Origin of the sequence: Roseofilum reptotaenium CS-1145, from assembly GCF_028330985.1 — a bacterium.
Classification (GTDB): Bacteria; Cyanobacteriota; Cyanobacteriia; order Cyanobacteriales; family Desertifilaceae; genus Roseofilum; species Roseofilum reptotaenium.
The window spans coordinates 23,057-42,716 of record NZ_JAQMUE010000095.1; the positions used below are offsets into that span (position 1 = coordinate 23,057).

The window sequence follows — 19,660 nt, forward strand, 5'->3', positions numbered from 1 at the left end:
CAAAATGATTAATTGTCAATTGTCAATTATTACTTATGCAGAGCGTTTGCGTAAGCCAAAAGCACCCAATGCAGCAACAACACCTAAGCCCAAAACACTAGCAGGTTCAGGCACAGATACAGGAGAATCCAGACGGAAGTTCACACCATCTCCAGTACCTGTTTCAAAGTCATAGCCTAGCTTCAGAGTAATGGTGCTTACATCAGAAAAGGTTAAACTCTGCGTATTACCATCACCCATGCCGCGAAGATAGCTATCCTGCGTCATCCCATTAACGCTTACAACACCAGTTTGGTTCCAAACTTCGGTATCAAAGAAGTCAATCGTCAAGTTCGATAGAACTTCAGTGAACGTAAATCTAAAGGTTCCTACTTCCAGTTGTCCATTTTCTTCCGTATCAACTGGGCGATACCAGAAACCACTGGAGTTGGTTCCCATATCTACTGGTTCAAAACTGACTGTATCAGTTCCATCAGTATAGGTGTTGCCACCATTTGTCACATCATCAACAAACAGACGGCTTCTAGCTCCTGTGCTTGCATCCACTAAGCTTTCGATGCTTTCAATCAAATCTGGAAGAGCAATACAACTTTCTAAGCAACCAAAGCCAACATCAAATTCCCCTTCTTCTTGAGGAACAAGGTTTCCCGCCAATGCCGAAGATCCCAGTAAGGTTACAGCTAGAGTAGCTGTGGTTGCACTGATCGTAAATTGACTGAAGTAATTAGCCATATCTGTAATCTCCCAGAACTTTTAATGATGTAAGTTAACTCTTATTCTAAATCAACCTCATAGAGAATTAGTTAAAGAAAGTGAGAAGATTACGAGTTTTTATGTAAATATTTGTTAAAAATATCTGTCTATTAAATGTAAAGTTTATGTAAAAAAAATACATTTAGTCAAAAGTCAATAAATAAATTTTCTGATTTACTCGAAAAAACTCTGTAATAGAACGGAGAGTTACACGATCTTGAAAACAATCCAATCCTTTACAAGACTAGGTTTCAGGATTTTGAAATTCTTTGACCTTATTTTGTAATCGGGCTAGAGAGAAATGGCAATCTAAGCCTCAGTTTATTTACGCAAATACTCAGTATTTTCCCTTGTCAGTCAAATACTGGGATTAATCGGGATTCTGTTTGTGGCGACGAGGATGGGAGCGATCGCCGGGTTTTGACTGTTCCACATACCAGCGATACCACTCCTTAGAGCTGCGGATAGCCAACCATAACAACAATAATGCAATCAGTCCTCCCTGTTCCGGGGCATCAAAGGCAAACAAGACCAAAAATACACAGAGCAAATCTTGCAGGAAAATAGCCCATATCGGAAGTCCTCGGAGACGATAAAACCATCCTGCTTGTACCAGTTGTAAAACTAAGGCTAAGATCCCGCCCACTGCACCAACGAGCCAAATCATCCAGGTGGGTTGTTGAAGAGTTGTTTGGGCGATCGCTATCCCCATGATCGTTCCCACTAAAGGACTAAATACCACCTGAAGTAACTGCTGCACCCGTTGACCTAAAAGTTGTTTGGGAGCAACCAACTCAAATAATGACCAACTGACCAACACCCCTAACACAACTTGGGGCGGAATTAAAGATAGAATAGGAACACGAGACCATAGGGAATCACCGTGTAATAGACCAATGACTAATAACGGTAAAGCAATTCTCAGTCCTGCTGATGCAGAAGCAGAGAGGACTGCCAAAATCTCAATCATAACTTATGCACTTGGTCAATCTGTCAAGTATGAATGGAGGATACCCTATATTTGGATCAGAACAAAGATCAGTATGATGAATGATGATACAGATCGCATTGGGAGTCCCTTGAGAGGTTCTTCATCAGTTCTCACTCTCCCCTCTACCTTCAAACTTGCCGATAGGGAACTCCTAAAGTTAGTCTAACAAAAGAAATTGGAGCAATGACCTATGGAGATGGAGACTGCCAAACAAGACTTAATTTTAATTGTCGATGATAATCCGACAAATATCAAAGTCCTCTTTAGCTTCTTAAAAGAATCTGGATTTAAGGTTTTGGTAGCCAAAGATGGGGAAAGTACCTTAGAAAAACTCCAGGAAGTTACCCCCGATTTAATCTTATTGGATGTGATGATGCCGGGCATTGATGGGTTTGAAACCTGCCGTCAGATTAAAGCTTGTTCCCAAACCCAAGATATTCCCGTTATTTTCATGACGGCTTTATCCGATACGGTTGATAAAGTTAAAGGATTGAAGATTGGTGCAGTAGACTATATCACTAAACCCTTCCAACAAGATGAAGTTTTAGCTCGGATGAATATCCATCTCCAGTTACAAAAATTAACTCGTCAATTTAAAATTCAAAATGAACAATTGAAACATTTAACGGAAGAACTTGAACAACGGGTTGAAGATCGCACTGCACAATTAAAAGACTCTCTTCATCAACTTCAGGAAGCTCAGATTCAACTCATTCAAAGTGAGAAAATGTCGAGTTTAGGCGAATTGGTGGCTGGCGTTGCCCATGAAATTAATAATCCAGTTGGATTTATTGCGGGTAATATTAGTATGGCGATGGAATATACCGAGGATATTTTTGAACATTTGAAATTATATCAAAAACAGTTTGCCGATCCAGGGGATGAAATCACTGAACATTCAGAGGATATTGAACTAGAATATTTAATGGAAGATTTGCCAAATATGCTCTGTTCTATGGAGTCGGGAATTGAACGGATTCGGAATATTAGTTTATCGTTGCGAAATTTTTCTCGGTCCGATAGTAATACATGTACGGATTTAAATATCCATGAAGGATTAGAAAGTACGCTCATGATTTTGAGACATCGTTTGAAGGCCAACGATCAACGACCGGAAATCCAGATTAATAAGTATTATGGAGAGTTACCGATTGTTCATTGTTATGCGGGACCTTTAAATCAGGTATTTATGAATCTGTTAGCGAATGCAATTGATGCGCTGGATGAGCAAAATGAGAAGGAGAATAAAAGTTATGAGGATTTAAAAGATAATCCCAATGAAATCACTTTAACGACTAAGGCAGTTGGTGGGGGAAAGGTGGAAATTAAGATTGCAGATAATGGTCCAGGGATTCCAGAGGATAAAATAACGGAGATTTTTAGCCCCTTTGTAACGACGAAACCAGTGGGAAAAGGAACTGGTTTAGGATTATCAATTAGTTATTCTATTGTAGTGGAAAAACATCAAGGTTCTTTGAAGTGTAATTCAGAGTTTGGAACGGGAACAGAGTTTGTAATTCAAGTGCCGGTTAAGCAAGTTGGACATGAATAATAAACAATAATTAAGAGAACAGGAAAACCTAAAAATAGAGTTTTCCCTATTGTTGGAGTGCAAAGTACAACTGAGCATCAGAACTGAGGCAGTTTTCCCGATCGCGAAAAGATCATCATTTTTTAACAGAGTTGCTCAAACCGAGATCTGATAAGCCGGAAAGCTCTTTCCTTCCTCATCTCTCTTCTTTTTTTATCCCCACAGGGGGCATTGTAATCTCCATCAAGATTCGCTTGACTAGAAACAGATGTCAAGTCAACAAAGATATGGTCAATCAACGTTTTCAGGTGTTGCTGACTGCTGTTCTCGTTGCGAGTAGTTTGATGGGGTGTAACAGCCCTACGCCACCGAGTTCAGATGTTCAAGAAAGTACGGGCAGCTTAAACTTGCGTGCCAATGGTGAAGATTTTGTGCGGCAAGGATTTACTTCTAAAGACGGTTGGCAGATCCAATTTAATCACGTCTATGTAACTTTAGACCAGGTAAAAGCTTATCAGAGCGATCCGCCCTTTAATGCGGAAGAAGAAGGAGAAATTGAAGCGGAAACGATCTTGGCATTTGATTCTCCCCAGACGGTGGACTTAGCAGCAGGAGATGACGATGCAGAACCGATTTTAGTGGGGCAACTTGAGGATGTGCCTGTGGGAGTTTATAATGCGCTCTCTTGGCAGATGCTTCCTGCTCTTGAAGGGCCAGCCCAAGGTCATACCTTACTCCTTGATGGTGTGGCTGAAAAAGACGATCGCCGGATTAATTTTCAGGTGAGTGTCGATCGAGGCTATTCCTATACCTGCGGTGAATTTGTGGGCGACCAAAGAAAGGGTATTGTGACCGATGGAAAGTCGGCTGATGTAGAAGCGACATTTCATTTAGATCATATTTTCGGCGATCGCACTGCCCCTGATGATGATGATATTAATGTCGGTGCGTTAGGCTTTGAACCTTTAGCGAAATTGGCTCAAAATGACACAGTTGAGTTAGATGAGTCCATGTGGCGATCGCAACTGACTCCTGAAGAGGTTAAACGCTTCGACGAAGCCCTCAACTCCCTCGGTCATGTGGGTGAAGGTCATTGTCATCAATCTCAGACCCTCCCCACACAGCCTTAAGCTACTCTTCAAGTCAACCGTAAAACCTCGTTTTCATTCCCTATTCCCTATTTCCCCTTATTCCCCATGTTGAATGCTCAAAACTTTGTACCACAAGTAGGGGCGAAAAAGTTTTTGCTCCTACTTTTGCCTCTTGCCTTTGGCCTAACATCGGTTCTGGGTGAAAAAGCGATCGCCCATGGGGTAACTATTCAACATCATCAAATCTCTGCCATCCAAGTGCAAGCCACCTACGATTCTGGGGAGCCAATGGACAACGCTCAAGTGAGCATCTATGCTCCTGACGATCCCACAACCCCTTGGATACGAGGGATCTCCAATGCCCAGGGCGAATTTGTTTTTGTGCCCGAACCGGGTCAAACCGGAACTTGGACGGTGAGAATTCGTAAAGCGGGTCATGGTCAAATTATCCATATTTCCAGCCCTGAAACCGGCTCAAACGTCGAGTTGATAGCCGAAAATTCCAGCCCGGAAGCCTCCCAAACCGCGATCGCTCCTGCCAGTTTAGGAGGTTATACTTCTATCCAGAAGGGGGTGATGATTGCCTCAGTCCTCTGGGGATTCATCGGAACCACGTTATTTTTCTCGCGAAGTAGTCGGAGTAAGTCGAATGCACATTCCTGATGGTATGCTTCCCCCACAGGTGGTCATTGTGGGATACGCGGTCAGTGGGGGAGTCATGGCATGGTCTTTGAAACAGATTGAACGGAGCGATCGCACCCAAGAACAAATTCCCAAAGCCTCCTTACTCACTGCTGCTTTTTTTGTCTCCTCCTCCCTTCATATTCCCATCCCTCCCGCAAGTGTCCATTTAGTCCTCAATGGATTACTCGGAGCCATCTTAGGCTATTATGCCTTTCCTGCTATTGTGATTGGATTATTTTTTCAAACTGTCATGTTTCAACATGGAGGACTCTCTACCCTTGGAGTAAATGCCCTCTTAATGGGAATTCCTGCCTTACTCGCTGGATATCTCTTTCGTTCTCGGTTCATTTTTGGGTTAAAAAATCGATTTTGGACACCGTTCTTTGGCTTCCTATCAGGGAGTATTGCTGTCGCTTTATCCGCTACTATTTTCTTGAGTTTGGTCTTATTTACCTTACCTACCGATATTGACCAAAACTTAGAACAAGCTTCTTTATGGGCATTACTATTCGCCCATATTCCCCTCGTGATTTTAGAAGGGATTTTTACCGCCATGGTCGTCCTTTTCCTGGAACGGGTAAAACCGGAATTAATTAATAATTAAGATGATAGCTTTTTGTGCTAGGGAATGGGCAACAGGCAACAGGCAATAGAAAATATCCTAACTCTCCCTTTCTCTGCTATAGTACTGCCCCTACGGGGAATTGAATCAATTAAAATAACTGCCTCCTCTAGAAATAGAAGGAGGCAGTTATTTTCGAGCTTATCCTGTAGCCACAGCTATCTTATCTTACCTTCTTTGATAATATGGTAACAATGACTACGGGGATCGCTGGCGAGGGAGAAAAATTTAAAAACTCGATTCTAAAGGTAAGCAAATGCGGGAAGGATAAGTGCTACCAGATTGAAGGGAGAAGGTGATAACTTGAGCATCGATTAAACGGGTTTGACCAGGACTTTGACCAGTACCGGGATTCACAGGATAGGCAGGAAAACACGCACCACTTAAACTTAACCGCAGACTACTGCCGATGGGTAATTGGATACAGGTCGATTGCAGGTAGAGTTTTAGGGGGTTTTGGGGTTCCGTGACACAGAGATAGCCTTGGGTAAAGTTATAAACTCTGCCGTCGGGTTTCACTTCTGAGAGGATAGCGGACAGATCAAAGCTCTGTGTAGAGGCTTGACAATAGACTTCAACGATCGCCTCTCCTAAGATACACATCACCTCCGTTAACGGTTCGCTGGTGTAAGTTACGGTATCTGTTCGACAGTCGAGCAGGGAGCGATCGCACGCTCCAAAAGGACTATACACATGGCCCCCCAGAGCAGGAAAGGGTCGCCAGGGGTCGTGAACCCAGCGATCCATGCTTTCATTCGGGGGAGCAGTTTCAATTAAAAAACCTTCTTTATCGCTAATATTCGCCAGTCCCGTACTGGAGAGATAATAGGATTTAGTCGAATTCTTCGGCCATTCAGCCAGCGATCTCCATCGGTTACTTCCCATTTCAAACACCGAAATTGGAGGCATTTCTAAGCGTCCCGTATCTTGACCCTTGAGAAACTGATTAAACCAATTCACTTGCATCAGATCGATGGGACTCGCTGCGGCTGCACCATAATCTAATTCTCCCACCTTACGCCCCCAAGGGAGATGGGCCCAGGGGCCAACAATCAGATGTTGGGGATAACTGCTGCGTCCAGCTAATTCATGATACCAGCGCAACGTTCCCCGTAGATAGGGATCGAACCAGCCGCCAATATGGAGCATCGGTAAATCTACAGCGTCTAAATTCGGCGATAAAGCTTGCCAATATTCATCCAGTTCGGGATGTTCTAACCACCGATGATAAAACGCATCGGGGCAATATTTCCGCAACGTTTCGTCTAAGCGGGGTTCTAGACCATGGACGGGAAGATTCCGGGAGGCATTGTAGAGAATTTGGTGAGCGATCGCATCGTTTTTTAAACGTGCTGTTTCGGCCGCTAATTGCAAGGCCCAACCTAAATTAGATGCGAAACAAAATGCTCCCCCTTCATAGGCCCAATCTGCATAGAAATCATAGGCAATCATCGCCGGACAAAGGGTTTTTAGGGCTTTCGGTTTCCCTGAAGCGGCATACAATTGACTCATTCCCTGATAGGAAAATCCATACATCCCCACCTCTCCAGTACTTCCAGGCAGTTGAGCGGCCCAATTAATCGTATCGATACCATCTTCAACTTCATGGATAAACAGGTGAAAATCTCCTTCAGATGTTCCTCGACCTCTGACATCTTGAATCACCACAATATAGCCATGAGCTGCATACCATTCGGGGTGAGCATAGACCACTGTGGAGGCAATTTCCCGACCATAGGGTTGTCGCATGAGGAGAACCGGATAGGGGCCATCCCCTTCAGGTTGATAAAGATCGGCATCAAGTCTAATCCCATCACGGGTAGTCAAGGATGTGGTTTGTTTGGGACGCAGAGTTAACATAATTTCCGGGAAAGGTTACGACTGGGGAGCAGTGCAACCGCTACACCTAATCAATAGTGTAGGGTGTTGTTCTTTTGACACTCCCCGGTCTGAAGACACGGGGATTCTTCATTCATCGAGATGCCGTAAGAGGGCAGGATTGCTCCAACTCACCAAGAGGGCTTCTCTCCTGAAGCGTAAATTCCTCTGTGCCCCAGAGTATTTTCAATCCACGTTGCAGAATCACTTTGGCCGCGTTAATATCACGATCTTCCACATATCGGCAATGTGGACAAATGTGAGTACGAGTTGATAGTCCCTTTTTGACAATTTCGCCACAATTGGAACATTCCTGAGAGGTATAGTGGGGAGAAACTGCAATAGTTACTCTTGCGTATTTGTCTCCAAAATATTCCAACCACCGCCGAAATTGCGACCATCCTGCATCACTTATCGACTTGGCTAGTTTATGGTTTCTAACCAGGCCGGCGATATTCAAATCTTCATAGGCAACCACATCGTTAGAGTGGATAACGGAACGTGCAAATCTTTTTGCATGTTCTTCTCGCCGCCTACTTACTTTCAAATGTTGCCGGCCATACCTTTTTCTAGCCTTCTGATAATTTTTGGATTGAGGTTTCTTGTTTTTACGGTATTTTTTGGACTTCTGGCGATTAGCCCTTTTGAGCATTTTTTCCGCTTCTCTATAAAACCTAGGATTCGGCTCAGTGTGTCCATTTGAATCAGCCAGAAAATACTTAAGCCCTACATCCAACCCAATCATTTGATTGGTTGGCTCTACTTCAATTCTGATATCTACCTTGATACAGAATTGACAATAATATCCGTCTGCCCTCCGAATTAATCTAACTCGTTTGATTTGATCGGTAGAATAATATCCTAAATCCCAAGTTCCTACAAGTTTTAACTCTCCAATGTCCTGCTTGTCTGTAAACTTGATTCGCTTGGGAGAAAGGAGCTTCCATCCGGAGATTTTATACTCCACTGAGCGAGAACATTTCTTAAACTTAGGATATCCTTTTTTGCCGGGCTTTTTCTTCTTACAGTTTTCGTAAAAATGTTCAATTGCAAACCAGGCACGTTCAGCAGAAGCTTGTCTCGCCATACTGTTCAAGTTTTTGGCAAAACTAAATTCTTTAGCCAACAAAGCACAATATTTATTTAGATCGTTTCTTGAATTACCTAATCTTTCCATCCAATAACGTAGGCATTTGTTACGGATGAATTGGGCAGTTCTGATCGCTTCATCGATGGCTGCGTATTGGTTTGGTTTTGCCTTAATTTTGAATTCGTAAACTATCATTTCTTCTGATCGCACCAATATATTGATCTTATCACGCTCTCGTGTAAGAATCAAATTTTTATAGGCCGGTTTTAACCTGCCCTTAGCCTTCATCCCCGGAATGAATTCACGGGGTTTTCGGCATGTTTCTTATAAAAAGTTGAAAGTTATTCTTGTTGCTCCTCTTGTACCGATAAGAGAAGCTTTATATCCTCTAGAAGTTCTGGAATGCTCGTTTGGGTGATTTCCCAGACTTGAGAAAGATCGATCTGTCGGTAGTTGTGGACACATTTATCACGCATTCCGGCAATTTGTCGCCAAGGGATATGGGGATTTTGCTGCCGGAGTTGGGTGGAAAGTTTTTTAGTGGGTTCTCCAATAATAGTAATGCTGTAGAGAATCGCTTTTTGGGCTTTCAGGTCAGTCAGGAATGTAGCTTCGTCCATGTCTTGAACAAAGTTAATGATATCTTGGGCATTTTGGGCAATATCAAGCAGATAGAAGGGATCGCGATTCATAGATGACCTGATAATGATTGAGAATTTCCTGACGGCGAAGCCAGTTCCGGTCTTGTTCAACGGCTTTTTTACTGACGAGATCGACCTTTCGGTTGAACAAGTCTTGCAGTTGGTATTCAAGTCCAACAAAGTCTAACAGGCTAATTTTGTAGTTGGGAGCAAAGGTGACCAGGATATCGATATCGCTCTCAGAGCCAAAGTCATCACGGAGGATGGAGCCAAACAAGGCCAATTCAATGATTTGGGCATTCTGGCAGAATACCTGGAGTTGCTGGGGAGTGATATCTAGACGTTGATAGAGGATTTCAATATTCATACAGAAATGGTATTACCCTTCCCTAGAGCGAAGTGCTATCCCTTCAAAGAGGGCAGAATAGTCATCATCGAAATGGCCGCGATCGCCAGATTTTTCTAACACTTTGGCGATCCCTTCCAGCATACTCCCCTCTAATCCCAGATCATTCGCCGCTTGCAGAAATAAACGGGTATCTTTGAGCAGATGTTTTACGGGGAAATTGGGATTACTATACTGATGATCGAGCATTCGTTGCAGTTTCTTATCAAAGGTGGGTGCATAGAGGGCACTTTGACGCACCAATTGCATAAAGGCTTCTACATCGATCCCTTCCTGTTGAATCAGATGTAAACTCAGAGCAAAGGCGGTTGTTAGGGATGCAATCAGTTGATTCATTGCTAATTTTACCGTGGCTGCACTCCCCACAGGGCCAAGGTGGAGCGGTTTCGGGCCAAAGGTTTGCAAGAGGGGACACCACTGTTCAAAGTCGGCTTCTGACGCACCCACCATCACCAAGAGTGTCCCTTTCTTCACTTCGGGAATACTGCCTAATACGGGAGCTTCTAAATAGTTTCCTCCACAGTCGCGAACCTGTTGAGCCAGAGTTTTAGTTTCCGTGGGGGCAATAGTTCCCATCTGGATCATGGTATGGTCGGCTAATCCAGGTCGGGTGGTAGGATTGAGGATAACTTCAGCGATCGCCTCTCCATTGGTCAGCATGAGGAGCGTACAGTCCGATGATTGTAGCACTTCAAGAGCAGAAGTGGCGATCGCTACCCCAGCTTCTGCTAAAGATTTCAGCTTCTCTGGTGTACGATTATAGGCAGTGACCTGATATCCGGATGCTTGCAATTTTAGGGTCATGGGGCCACCCATCAGGCCCGTGCCTATGATACCAACTCTCACAAGGACACCTCCTTCAGTTCCCTTTGATTCTCGACTTTTCTGTGACCTATGGCTCATTATAGCGATCGCGAAGCTTATATTCCCTTTGACCGCCATCATCTGATTGACTTATGTCTCAGAGATGGAAAACTCCCCAAACCAGAACAGGAAAAATTTCGTCAATTTTGTCAGCTTCTATCCGCCTATTATCATTTTCACTTCCATTCAATTTTAGAAGATCTCAAAGACTATTATACACCCTTTAATCCCTATGAAGAACTCTCCGAGTTTCAAAGCTTCACGTCCGCCGATCAACAGCAGATGGAAGTCGATTTCTTTAATCGCTTTGAGCAAGTTTTACAACGAGCCAACTACTTCCCTCTTTCCCAAGAGACTCTAGAGGAAGCCTTTAGCCAACGATCCCTCATTGAACTCAAAACTGATATTGATTTTAACGACTTTGATCGAATGCTATTCTATTGTCAGGGAGATATTTATCAACTCATTACTCGTAAGAAATGGTTTCGCACCATTAAGGAAGATCTGGATATTTTCGAGCGCGTTGTCGTGGCCATTAAGTTTAAAGATGAATCCTATTTTGCCAAAGATGAGGATATAAAATTTAAACCAGGGAAAATTTATCTATTTTATTATAAAAATGTTCCTAAATTTGATTTAGAACTTCTGTTTCCCAATGTCAAAGTGAGCATGACTTGGAAAGACCGAATTATCTTAATCGCATCAGCCATTGGTGCAGCGATTCCTGTCTTAATCAAGATCTTGCCACAAATCGTAATTCTTGTAGGTGTTATCCTATTTTTTACGGGTACTTTACCCGGAATGGAAGATATGAAAGCTAATGAAGAAGATGTACGGAATTTAACCCCTGCATTGTTGGCTACCCTATCTCTCTTAGTCGCTTTTGGTGGATTTGCATTTAAGCAGTATAATACTTACAAAAACAAAAAGATAAAATTTCAGAAGAAGGTAACTGAGACTCTATTTTTCAAGAACTTAGCCAACAATACCAGTGTATTTCACACCCTTATTGATGTGGCAGAGGAAGAAGAATGTAAAGAGATAATTTTAGTCTACTATCATTTGCTCACCAGTGGCAAACCCATGACTCCAGAACACTTAGACGATCGCATTGAGTCTTGGATGGAAAAAACCTGGAATTGCCGTATCGACTTCGATATTAATGGCCCCCTGAATAATTTATATAATATTCGAGGAACCTTAAACAACCTCCAGGGTAAACCCCAATCGGGTATTCCTTTATTGAGCTATGATGAGTGGGGCAAGTGTCAAGTCAAATCGTTAGATGATTCCTTGGAAATCTTAGATTATTTATGGGATAATGCCTTTCGCTATAGCCATAGTTAGGTGAAGAATAGGGAATAGGGGAATAGGGGAACAACTCAGAGACCAATCACCCATTACCAGTGCGAAGCGCTAGATATATGAATACCAATACTTGTTTATCCGCTCATCAAATTGGGCGCAGAATCCAAGGAAAATGGCTCTGGAGAAACCTAACCTTGAGCTTAACCCCAGGATCTCGCTTGGGGTTAGTGGGAGCATCCGGGAAAGGAAAAACCCTATTATTACGCGCTTTAGCGGGATTAGACCCCCTGGATGAAGGTCATATTTTATGGTCAAAACAGCCAGGAAAAGAGCGCAATTTGACCCCAAAAATCTTTCCTTATTATCGTTCCCAAGCCATTTATATTCATCAACAATCAAGCGTATTTGAAGGAACAGTAGAAGATAATTTAAAGGTTGTTTATACCCTTAATATTCATGAACATAAAACCTATAATCTAGAGTCTATAAAAAGGCTGATCACCCAACTGAATCGTCCTTCAGATTTTCTGCAAAGACCGGCGACTACCCTATCCGGAGGAGAGCGGCAAATTCTCAGTTTAATTCGCGCTCTGCAACTCAACCCAATGATTTTATTTTTAGATGAACCAACAGCATCTCTTGACCCCCAAACCACAGAAAAAGTTGAAAATTTAGTCGATAATTGGATTCAGGAAAATCCTTACAGGTGCTGTATTTGGACAAGTCACGATCCTCAACAAATGGAGCGGGTAACGAGCGATCGCCTAGAATTATAGAACGACGTTAGAATGGCAATTGATCTTTTACCGTATCTATTACCTATTACCTATTACCGCGCGAAGCGCTATAACCCCATGAACCCAACGCTCACCACCTCCCCAGAACAGTCCCCTGCTCTCGACTGGGAAGATATTGGCGAACCCGATGTCAGCGATATTGTCACCGAAGATGATACACCCGTGGATAATCTCATTTCTGAAAAGCAACAGCGCTTGTTAACCACCTGCTTGTACAGTGGGCTGGAGATGGATCAATCCTTCATTGCCATGGCTAATGTAGGCTTATTCTATGGCAAAGACTATCCCCCCCTAGTTCCTGATGCGCTCCTCAGTTTTGGGGTAGAACTGCCCGAAGATATGAGTCAAAAGAAAAATCGCTCTTATTTTGTCTGGAACCTAGGGAAACCCCCTGATGTTGCTATTGAAATTGTCTCCAATAAGGTGGGCAATGAATTAGGCTCGAAATTGGAAGACTATGCCAGAGCCAGAGTACCCTATTATGCTGTATTTGATCCCTTCCATTGTCTATCGGAGAAAACCCTTCAAGTCTATGAGCTAAGAGGGTTAAGCTATCATCTGCTCCCCCATAGTTGGATGGACGGTATTCAATTAGGATTAACCCTCTGGAATGGCGTGTTTGAGGATTTTGAGTATCAGTGGTTGCGCTGGTGTGATGCTGAAGGAAATCTCATCTTAACTGGGGATGAAAAAGCCCAAGAGGAACATCAACGTGCAGAACAGGAACGCCAAAGGGCTGAACGGTTAGCCCAGCTCTTAAGAGAGCATGGCATTATGGACGAATAATCACCATTTGTCGATGCTGTAAGGGCGAAAAATTTTTCGCCCTTACAGCATTTTTAATTTTTAATTTTTAATTGATTAGCGCGGGCGTTTCTTCTCCACATTTGGGGTTTAATGCGTCTGAGGGCGGAGGCGCGAAAGCGTCGATCCCACTCTTGTTCGGAGAGGTTGGCTAGATCGATCAGTTTGGGGGCAAGGTTTTCTGGATAGGGATGAAATTCTTGGATATGGGTGGGTTGGGCAAATCTCTGATTCCAGGGACAAACCTCTTGACAAATATCGCATCCAGCAACCCATCCGTTGAGGTTTTCGGCGATCGCCTCTGGCAATTCCTCAGCCCGATTTTCGATAGTGTGATAAGCAATACAGCGATTGGCATCGACGACAAAGGGTTTCGCGATCGCCCCAGTAGGACAAGCCTGGATACAGCGCTGACAAGTCCCACAATGTTCTCTATGGGGCTTATCTGGCTCTAAGGTCAAATTCGTCAAAATCTCCGCCAGAAACACCCAGGAGCCAAATTTACGGGTAATCAGATTACCATTTTTGCCCACCCAACCCAAGCCTGCGGTTTGGGCCCAGAGTTTATCTTGAACCGGCCCGGTATCCAGATAGGCTTTAAGTTGGATATCTTGCCCCTGTTCCTGTAACCATACCGTAAAAACCCTTAACTTTTTGCCAATCACCCGATGATAATCTCGTCCCCAAGCATAGCGAGAAATTTTGCCATACTCCGATGCTTGGGGTTGAGAATAGGGCGTATAATAATTGAGCGATAAACTAATAATTGAGGCTACCTGGGGAAAAGCTCTGCGAATATCTTGGCGTTTGGGGTTTGCCATCCAATCCATATCTGCATGATAGCCCTGGGCTAACCAGTTTTGCAGTCCTTGAGTCCCTTGTTGGGCGATCGCCCGATCAAACACTGCTATCCCCGCTTGACTAAAACCAAGATCAATAGCTTTTTCTTTCACCTTTTCTGAAGTTAAGGTGGTGGACTCTTCAGACATCAATACTACCCCAACTCACCCTTCAATCCGAAACTATTCTTTCTGCAAAGCCGGTACACTCGCCTCTAGTTTTAGACAATTCCGACCATCAATTTGCAGGCGATACTCCACTCTATCCATCAATCGATTCATAATCAACCACCCATAACCTCCTTCCTGTTTTTGTTCTGGATCGGGTGGCAGATAAGTCGCTAAATCATAACCTTGACCGTGATCCCAAACCTCTAGAGCAATATCACTATCTTGCAATTCCAAACACATCACCACGGGCAATTCTGCCTTATCTTTATGGGCATGACGAACCACATTAGAATAAGCTTCCACTAAGGCTAATCGAAACCGAGTTGATTGTCTGGACCAATCTGCTGACTCCCCCAGTTCCACTTCCAAACATCCCAGTAACCAGGACTCAACAATTCCCAGAAATTTCAAATCGCTTGGCACATTTAGCTCAGTTTTCATGAGACCTACAAAACCTCCAAAGATAGCAGCGTTTGATCATCTTCTTGTATAGCACTATCTGCTCGAACACTATCAAGCAGTTGGGTTAAATTAAGTTTTCCAGCCTGCTGACTCAACAATCTCCATAACCCTTCTTGATTCAGCATGGCTTCTGAATCTATTTGACCTGCACCCGGATCTTTCGCTTCAGTAATTCCGTCACTGGTGAGTAACAGTACATCGCCTGATTCCATTTTCACCTGTCCAGACTGAGCTTTCCAAACGGGTAAAATACCTACCGGAATACCCCGCACTTTGAGGATATTGGGTTCTACCGTAACGGGTTCATTGGAAGACAATTGCTCCATCAGTTTTTTGTGAGACCAAATCAGGGGATAAACATGGCCGGCACTGGCATAGGCGAGTTCCTGAGTTGAGGGACGATAGCGAGCCACCGCCATAGTGATAAAAGAATTGTTATTCGTCAAATCATCAATCAGGGAACTATTCAGGTTCCGGATCACTTCATTCGGCTCCTGGGATGTATCCTGAGACAGTTCTCGTCGCAGTACAGAAATGGCACTAGCCATAAATAGAGCAGCAGGAACTCCTTTACCTGAGACATCACCAACGGCTACCCAAATATCGCCTTGGGGATGGACATAGACTTCAAAGAAATCTCCGCCAACTTCTCGTGCAGGATAGCAATGGGCTTGGACATCAACCGCATCAATTTCAGGCCAACTTTGCCGGAGCAGGTTCGCCTGAAATTGACGAGCAACTTCGAGTTCCGATTGCAGTTGATTGGCAAGTTTGGTGGCTCGTTCATAGAGTTTGGCTTGCGAGAGAGCTAAGGAGGCTTGTTCAATGATGCTCTCTAGTAGCTGAATATCCTCATCCGGCCAAACCGTGTCGGTGTCATATTGATAAAGGGAGAGAATACCAAACAAGCTCTCTTGATAGCTTAGGGGGACAGCTAAGTGCAGATAGGGGCGATCGCCTTCTGAAGACCGTTGAGTTTGGGTTTGATGACTCTCTAGAGCAGATTGAATTAAGGCTTGAGAGTCTGGGGAATTGAGGAGATTGATATCCTCTGAGGAATCCGGAACCTTATGATAAGCGAACTGATGTGCAGTCAACTTTTTTTCTTCAACGGACTGAAGACAACAGAAATCTGCTTCAAAGTTCTCGCCCAGCGTTTCGCTGATGTTTTGCAACATACTGTCGTAATCGAGCTTATCTCTGAGAGCCGTCATCACCGTATTTTGAATCGACTCCCGCCGTAGCGATCGCCGCAAATTATTCGTACTTTGTTTAATGACTTGGTAGGTCTCTGAGGCTTGCTCAATTAAGGCCTTCAGTTCCGTCGGATTCCAGGGTTTAACAATGTACTTAAACACCTTCCCCGCATTAATCGCCTCAACCAAGTCCTCCACATCTGTATAACCGGTTAATAAAATACGGATTGTGTCTGGATACTGTTCTACGGTTTTGCCCAAAAATTCCGTACCATTCATTTCTGGCATCCGTTGGTCAGAGATAATGATTGACATTTCTCCTTCTTGATCCAGAATCTCTAGAGCGGCCTTTGCACTTTCAGCACGGTAAACTTGGAAATCTCGTCGAAAGGTTCGATAAAGTAGATCTAAGTTATCTCGTTCATCATCAACGACCATCAATTTGGCTTTTTTACTACGTCTTTCTCGGCGTTCACCCTGACTCATGCCACGCTCCCATTACAGGTTGGTTTGACGGTACAGTAAAGAAAGTCACCCAGTTGGGATAAGACTTTCGGTTTAACGGGCCCTTCAAAGCTGCTATCTTTACTAGATTTCATGAGGTTTGTCAAGGTCATCTGAATCTACAGGATCATTTGCTCCAAGCAGTTGAGTATTTTGGGATTATTGATCCACTTTAACTTTACTAGACAGTTTACACCTACTCGACTAGGACTGAATAGGGGGATAGGGAGGATGGGGAGGAAATCGGATATAACAAGGAAAGGATCAAACCCCGTGTTGCCCTTTCTCCATTCCCCTCTTCCCATAAATCTTAATGATTTATCCCTTGACAAACGCACAAAAATCTTCCAAGTTGACAAACTAGCTAGAGATTAATTAACCCATCTCTGCTGATCTATTCCCCATATGCCCTATGTCAAGCCTCGTTATCGTTGAATCTCCAACCAAAGCGCGAACGATCCGCAATTTTTTACCCAGTGGTTACCAAGTAGAAGCCTCAATGGGTCATGTTCGTGACCTTCCCTCCGCCGCTGATGAAATTCCCGCCAGCGTCAAAAAGGAGAAATGGGCCCAACTGGGAGTCAATGTAGAAGCGAACTTTGAACCCCTCTATGTGATTCCCAAAGATAAAAAGAAAATTGTTAAAGAACTCAAAGATGCTCTCAAGAAAGCGGATGAGTTAATTCTGGCGACAGATGAAGACCGAGAAGGTGAGAGCATTAGTTGGCATCTAAAGGAACTCTTAAAACCCAAGGTTCCCATTAAGCGGATGGTCTTTCATGAGATTACCCAAGAAGCCATTCGGGCAGCTCTAAAAAACTGCCGGGATATTGATTTGCAATTGGTTCATGCTCAAGAAACCCGGCGGATTTTAGACCGCTTGGTGGGATATACGATTTCTCCTTTATTGTGGAAAAAAATAGCGCCGAAACTCTCAGCCGGACGGGTACAGTCGGTGGCGGTTCGGTTGTTGGTGGCTCGCGAGCGAGAACGGCGAGCTTTTCATCAGGGGTCGTATTGGGATCTCAAGGCGACGTTGGAACAGATGAAACTGACGTTTGAAGCCCGGTTAACCACTCTGGATGGTGTGAAGATTGCAACAGGCAGTGATTTCGATCCTCAGACCGGAAAAATCATTAAAAACCGTAAGGTGAAACTGCTGAATGAGACAGAAGCGAAGGCACTGCAAAAGCAGTTAGAGGGAAAAACTTGGACAGTGAAAGAGGTAGACGAAAAGCCGACGACGCGTAAACCGTCTCCTCCCTTTACCACTTCGACATTGCAACAGGAAGCAAACCGCAAATTGGGGTTATCCGCGAAGGAAACGATGCGGACCGCGCAAAATTTGTACGAGCAGGGCTATATTACCTATATGCGGACGGATTCGGTGCATTTGTCGAAAGAGGCGATCGCCGCAGCTCGCAGTTGTGTAGAACAGAAATATGGGCCCGAATATCTCTCCCCTACGCCACGCCAATACAGCACCAAAAGTAAGGGAGCGCAGGAAGCTCACGAAGCTATTCGTCCAGCCGGAAAGCAGTTTCGTACGCCCCAAGAAACGGGGTTAGAGGGTCGCGAAGCCAAGGTTTATGACCTGATTTGGAAGCGCACCGTAGCGTCTCAAATGGCCAATGCCCAGTTAACCCAAATTGCGGTTAATCTGCAAGTGGAAACCTCGGAATTTCGTGCTTCTGGTAAACGGATTAATTTCCCTGGATTTTTCCGCGCTTATGTGGAAGGTTCTGACGATCCCGATGCCGCCTTGGAAAATCAGGAGGTGATCCTGCCCGAACTCAAAGCAGGGGATCATCCTAATTGTAAACAATTAGAGGCGATCGATCACCAAACCCAACCCCCCGCTCGCTTTACTGAAGCATCCTTAGTCAAAACGCTGGAAAAAGAAGGGGTGGGCCGTCCCAGTACCTACGCCAGTATTATTGATACGATTATCGGCAAGGGTTATGCCCAAATGATCAATAAGGCCCTTGTGCCTTCCTTTACTGCCTTTGCGGTTACCAATCTTCTAGAACAACATTTTCCCGATCTGGTGGATACTCAATTCACCTCTCGTATGGAGCAAACCCTGGATGATATTTCTATGGGAGAAGTGGAATGGCTACCCTATCTAAAAACTTTTTATCAGGGTGAAACGGGTTTAGAAACTCAGGTGAAAGAACGGGAGAGCCAAATCGATCCCAATACCGCTAAGACCCTGGAATTAGAGGGCTTAGAAGCTAAAGTCCGTTTAGGGAAATATGGCCCCTATGTGGTGGTGGAAAATGGAGAAGATGAACCGCTCACGGCTTCTATTCCGCCCCATTTAACTCCCGATACTCTCGATCTGGAACAGGTACAAACGCTGCTCAAGCAAAAAACTGAAGGCCCTGACTGCCTCGGTGTTCATCCGGAGATGGGAGAAGAGATTTTTATCCTCAATGGAACCTATGGCCCCTATGTGCAGCTTGGCGAAGTGTCGGAGGAAAACAAAAAACCAAAACGCGCTTCCTTACCCAAAGGGATGAAACCAGAAGAGGTAACCTTGGATATGGCCGTCGGGTTACTATCTTTACCTAGACTGTTGGGACAACATCCCGAAACGGGAGCGAATATCAAAGCGGGTTTAGGTCGCTTTGGCCCCTATATTGTCCACGATCAAGGTAAGGAAGGTAAAGATTATCGCTCTTTGAAGAAAGAAGATGATATCTTAACGATTGGCCTCGATCGCGCTCTGGAATTACTAGCCCAACCGAAAAAAACCAGGGGAGGAGGTCGCAGTAAAACCAAGGAACCCCTGCGAGAGTTGGGAACACATCCAGAGGATGGAGAAGCCATTAATGTTTATGATGGTCCCTATGGCCCCTATGTGAAGCATGGTAAAGTGAATGCCAGTGTGCCGAAAGAACGGCCGGTTGAAGAGGTAACTTTAGAAGAGGCTCTAGAGTTATTGAAGGCTAAGAAAAGTACGAAAAGTACCAGTTCGCGGGGTCGCAAGAAGAGTTAGGGGCGATCCACTCTATCTCTGTAGGGG

General features: G+C 44.2%; 18 protein-coding genes. 8 read left to right on the plus strand and 10 right to left on the minus strand.

What is annotated here, in order from left to right:
* Positions 1 to 33 precede the first annotated feature (33 nt).
* Positions 34 to 732, minus strand: coding sequence for an LEVG family PEP-CTERM protein (locus PN466_RS21340; protein WP_271943673.1), 699 nt, complete (start codon positions 730 to 732; stop codon positions 34 to 36).
* 391 nt (positions 733 to 1,123) lie between these two features.
* Positions 1,124 to 1,723: a DUF4126 domain-containing protein gene (locus PN466_RS21345; RefSeq protein ID WP_271943675.1), complete on the minus strand. Its 600-nt coding sequence runs from the start codon at positions 1,721 to 1,723 to the stop codon at positions 1,124 to 1,126.
* Between the two features lie 211 nt (positions 1,724 to 1,934).
* Between PN466_RS21345 and PN466_RS21350 the strand changes: the two genes are divergently transcribed.
* The 4 genes from PN466_RS21350 to cbiM all read left to right on the plus strand — a co-directional run bounded on the left by PN466_RS21350 (position 1,935) and on the right by cbiM (position 5,654).
* Entirely contained in the window at positions 1,935 to 3,296 is a 1,362-nt protein-coding gene (locus PN466_RS21350; protein ID WP_271943677.1) for a hybrid sensor histidine kinase/response regulator, read from the plus strand.
* Positions 3,297 to 3,562: 266 nt separating this feature from the next.
* On the plus strand, positions 3,563 to 4,405 hold the full coding sequence (locus PN466_RS21355) for a DUF4382 domain-containing protein (protein ID WP_271943680.1): 843 nt from the start codon (positions 3,563 to 3,565) through the stop codon (positions 4,403 to 4,405).
* A 66-nt stretch (positions 4,406 to 4,471) separates the two neighbouring features.
* Complete coding sequence (locus PN466_RS21360) at positions 4,472 to 5,029, plus strand: carboxypeptidase-like regulatory domain-containing protein (protein ID WP_271943682.1); 558 nt, start codon at positions 4,472 to 4,474, stop codon at positions 5,027 to 5,029.
* A complete protein-coding gene (gene cbiM / locus PN466_RS21365) occupies positions 5,016 to 5,654 on the plus strand; it encodes a cobalt transporter CbiM (RefSeq protein ID WP_271943684.1) in 639 nt (212 codons plus the stop codon). The genes PN466_RS21360 and cbiM overlap by 14 nt, the downstream gene beginning before the upstream one ends.
* Before the next feature lie 246 nt (positions 5,655 to 5,900).
* Here the strand turns inward: cbiM and PN466_RS21370 are convergent, their stop codons facing one another.
* From PN466_RS21370 to PN466_RS21390, 5 genes are all read right to left on the minus strand, one after another.
* A complete protein-coding gene (locus PN466_RS21370) occupies positions 5,901 to 7,532 on the minus strand; it encodes a CocE/NonD family hydrolase (RefSeq protein ID WP_271943686.1) in 1,632 nt (543 codons plus the stop codon).
* 112 nt (positions 7,533 to 7,644) lie between these two features.
* A complete protein-coding gene (locus tag PN466_RS21375) occupies positions 7,645 to 8,835 on the minus strand; it encodes an RNA-guided endonuclease InsQ/TnpB family protein (RefSeq protein ID WP_278003182.1) in 1,191 nt (396 codons plus the stop codon).
* A 146-nt stretch (positions 8,836 to 8,981) separates the two neighbouring features.
* Entirely contained in the window at positions 8,982 to 9,332 is a 351-nt protein-coding gene (locus tag PN466_RS21380; RefSeq protein ID WP_271943689.1) for a HepT-like ribonuclease domain-containing protein, read from the minus strand.
* Positions 9,304 to 9,648 (minus strand): nucleotidyltransferase family protein, encoded by a 345-nt coding sequence (locus PN466_RS21385; RefSeq protein WP_271943691.1) that lies wholly within the window; start codon positions 9,646 to 9,648, stop codon positions 9,304 to 9,306. Before PN466_RS21385 ends, PN466_RS21380 begins: the two co-directional genes overlap by 29 nt.
* 12 nt (positions 9,649 to 9,660) lie before the next feature.
* Positions 9,661 to 10,533: an NAD(P)-dependent oxidoreductase gene (locus tag PN466_RS21390; RefSeq protein ID WP_271943694.1), complete on the minus strand. Its 873-nt coding sequence runs from the start codon at positions 10,531 to 10,533 to the stop codon at positions 9,661 to 9,663.
* Positions 10,534 to 10,581: 48 nt separating this feature from the next.
* Between PN466_RS21390 and PN466_RS21395 the strand changes: the two genes are divergently transcribed.
* The 3 genes from PN466_RS21395 to PN466_RS21405 all read left to right on the plus strand — a co-directional run bounded on the left by PN466_RS21395 (position 10,582) and on the right by PN466_RS21405 (position 13,442).
* Positions 10,582 to 11,898, plus strand: a complete 1,317-nt coding sequence (locus PN466_RS21395; protein ID WP_271943697.1) for a TMEM143 family protein — start codon at positions 10,582 to 10,584, stop codon at positions 11,896 to 11,898.
* A 77-nt stretch (positions 11,899 to 11,975) separates the two neighbouring features.
* Positions 11,976 to 12,635, plus strand: coding sequence for an ABC transporter ATP-binding protein (locus PN466_RS21400; RefSeq protein ID WP_271943699.1), 660 nt, complete (start codon positions 11,976 to 11,978; stop codon positions 12,633 to 12,635).
* Positions 12,636 to 12,647: 12 nt separating this feature from the next.
* Complete coding sequence (locus PN466_RS21405; RefSeq protein ID WP_271943701.1) at positions 12,648 to 13,442, plus strand: Uma2 family endonuclease; 795 nt, start codon at positions 12,648 to 12,650, stop codon at positions 13,440 to 13,442.
* A 53-nt stretch (positions 13,443 to 13,495) separates the two neighbouring features.
* Here PN466_RS21405 and queG read toward each other — a convergent pair whose 3' ends face one another.
* Genes queG through PN466_RS21420 form a run of 3 tightly spaced genes read right to left on the minus strand, consistent with a single transcriptional unit; the run spans position 13,496 to position 16,614 of the window.
* On the minus strand, positions 13,496 to 14,449 hold the full coding sequence (queG, locus tag PN466_RS21410) for a tRNA epoxyqueuosine(34) reductase QueG (RefSeq protein WP_271943703.1): 954 nt from the start codon (positions 14,447 to 14,449) through the stop codon (positions 13,496 to 13,498).
* 33 nt (positions 14,450 to 14,482) lie between these two features.
* Complete coding sequence (locus PN466_RS21415; protein ID WP_271943705.1) at positions 14,483 to 14,911, minus strand: ATP-binding protein; 429 nt, start codon at positions 14,909 to 14,911, stop codon at positions 14,483 to 14,485.
* Positions 14,912 to 14,916: 5 nt separating this feature from the next.
* Complete coding sequence (locus tag PN466_RS21420) at positions 14,917 to 16,614, minus strand: SpoIIE family protein phosphatase (protein ID WP_271943708.1); 1,698 nt, start codon at positions 16,612 to 16,614, stop codon at positions 14,917 to 14,919.
* A gap of 430 nt (positions 16,615 to 17,044) precedes the next feature.
* Between PN466_RS21420 and topA the strand changes: the two genes are divergently transcribed.
* Positions 17,045 to 19,633: a type I DNA topoisomerase gene (topA, locus tag PN466_RS21425; RefSeq protein WP_271943710.1), complete on the plus strand. Its 2,589-nt coding sequence runs from the start codon at positions 17,045 to 17,047 to the stop codon at positions 19,631 to 19,633.
* The last annotated feature ends 27 nt before the right edge of the window (positions 19,634 to 19,660 follow it).

Coding starts and splice junctions, on each gene's coding strand:
- PN466_RS21340 (WP_271943673.1), bottom strand. CDS start 732: ATGGCTAATTACTTCAGTCAATTTACGATCAGTGCAACCACAGCTACT.
- PN466_RS21345 (WP_271943675.1), bottom strand. CDS start 1,723: ATGATTGAGATTTTGGCAGTCCTCTCTGCTTCTGCATCAGCAGGACTG.
- PN466_RS21350 (WP_271943677.1), top strand. CDS start 1,935: ATGGAGATGGAGACTGCCAAACAAGACTTAATTTTAATTGTCGATGAT.
- PN466_RS21355 (WP_271943680.1), top strand. CDS start 3,563: ATGGTCAATCAACGTTTTCAGGTGTTGCTGACTGCTGTTCTCGTTGCG.
- PN466_RS21360 (WP_271943682.1), top strand. CDS start 4,472: ATGTTGAATGCTCAAAACTTTGTACCACAAGTAGGGGCGAAAAAGTTT.
- cbiM (WP_271943684.1), top strand. CDS start 5,016: ATGCACATTCCTGATGGTATGCTTCCCCCACAGGTGGTCATTGTGGGA.
- PN466_RS21370 (WP_271943686.1), bottom strand. CDS start 7,532: ATGTTAACTCTGCGTCCCAAACAAACCACATCCTTGACTACCCGTGAT.
- PN466_RS21375 (WP_278003182.1), bottom strand. CDS start 8,835: ATGATAGTTTACGAATTCAAAATTAAGGCAAAACCAAACCAATACGCA.
- PN466_RS21380 (WP_271943689.1), bottom strand. CDS start 9,332: ATGAATCGCGATCCCTTCTATCTGCTTGATATTGCCCAAAATGCCCAA.
- PN466_RS21385 (WP_271943691.1), bottom strand. CDS start 9,648: ATGAATATTGAAATCCTCTATCAACGTCTAGATATCACTCCCCAGCAA.
- PN466_RS21395 (WP_271943697.1), top strand. CDS start 10,582: ATGGCTCATTATAGCGATCGCGAAGCTTATATTCCCTTTGACCGCCAT.
- PN466_RS21400 (WP_271943699.1), top strand. CDS start 11,976: ATGAATACCAATACTTGTTTATCCGCTCATCAAATTGGGCGCAGAATC.
- PN466_RS21405 (WP_271943701.1), top strand. CDS start 12,648: ATGGCAATTGATCTTTTACCGTATCTATTACCTATTACCTATTACCGC.
- queG (WP_271943703.1), bottom strand. CDS start 14,449: ATGTCTGAAGAGTCCACCACCTTAACTTCAGAAAAGGTGAAAGAAAAA.
- PN466_RS21415 (WP_271943705.1), bottom strand. CDS start 14,911: ATGAAAACTGAGCTAAATGTGCCAAGCGATTTGAAATTTCTGGGAATT.
- PN466_RS21420 (WP_271943708.1), bottom strand. CDS start 16,614: ATGAGTCAGGGTGAACGCCGAGAAAGACGTAGTAAAAAAGCCAAATTG.
- topA (WP_271943710.1), top strand. CDS start 17,045: ATGTCAAGCCTCGTTATCGTTGAATCTCCAACCAAAGCGCGAACGATC.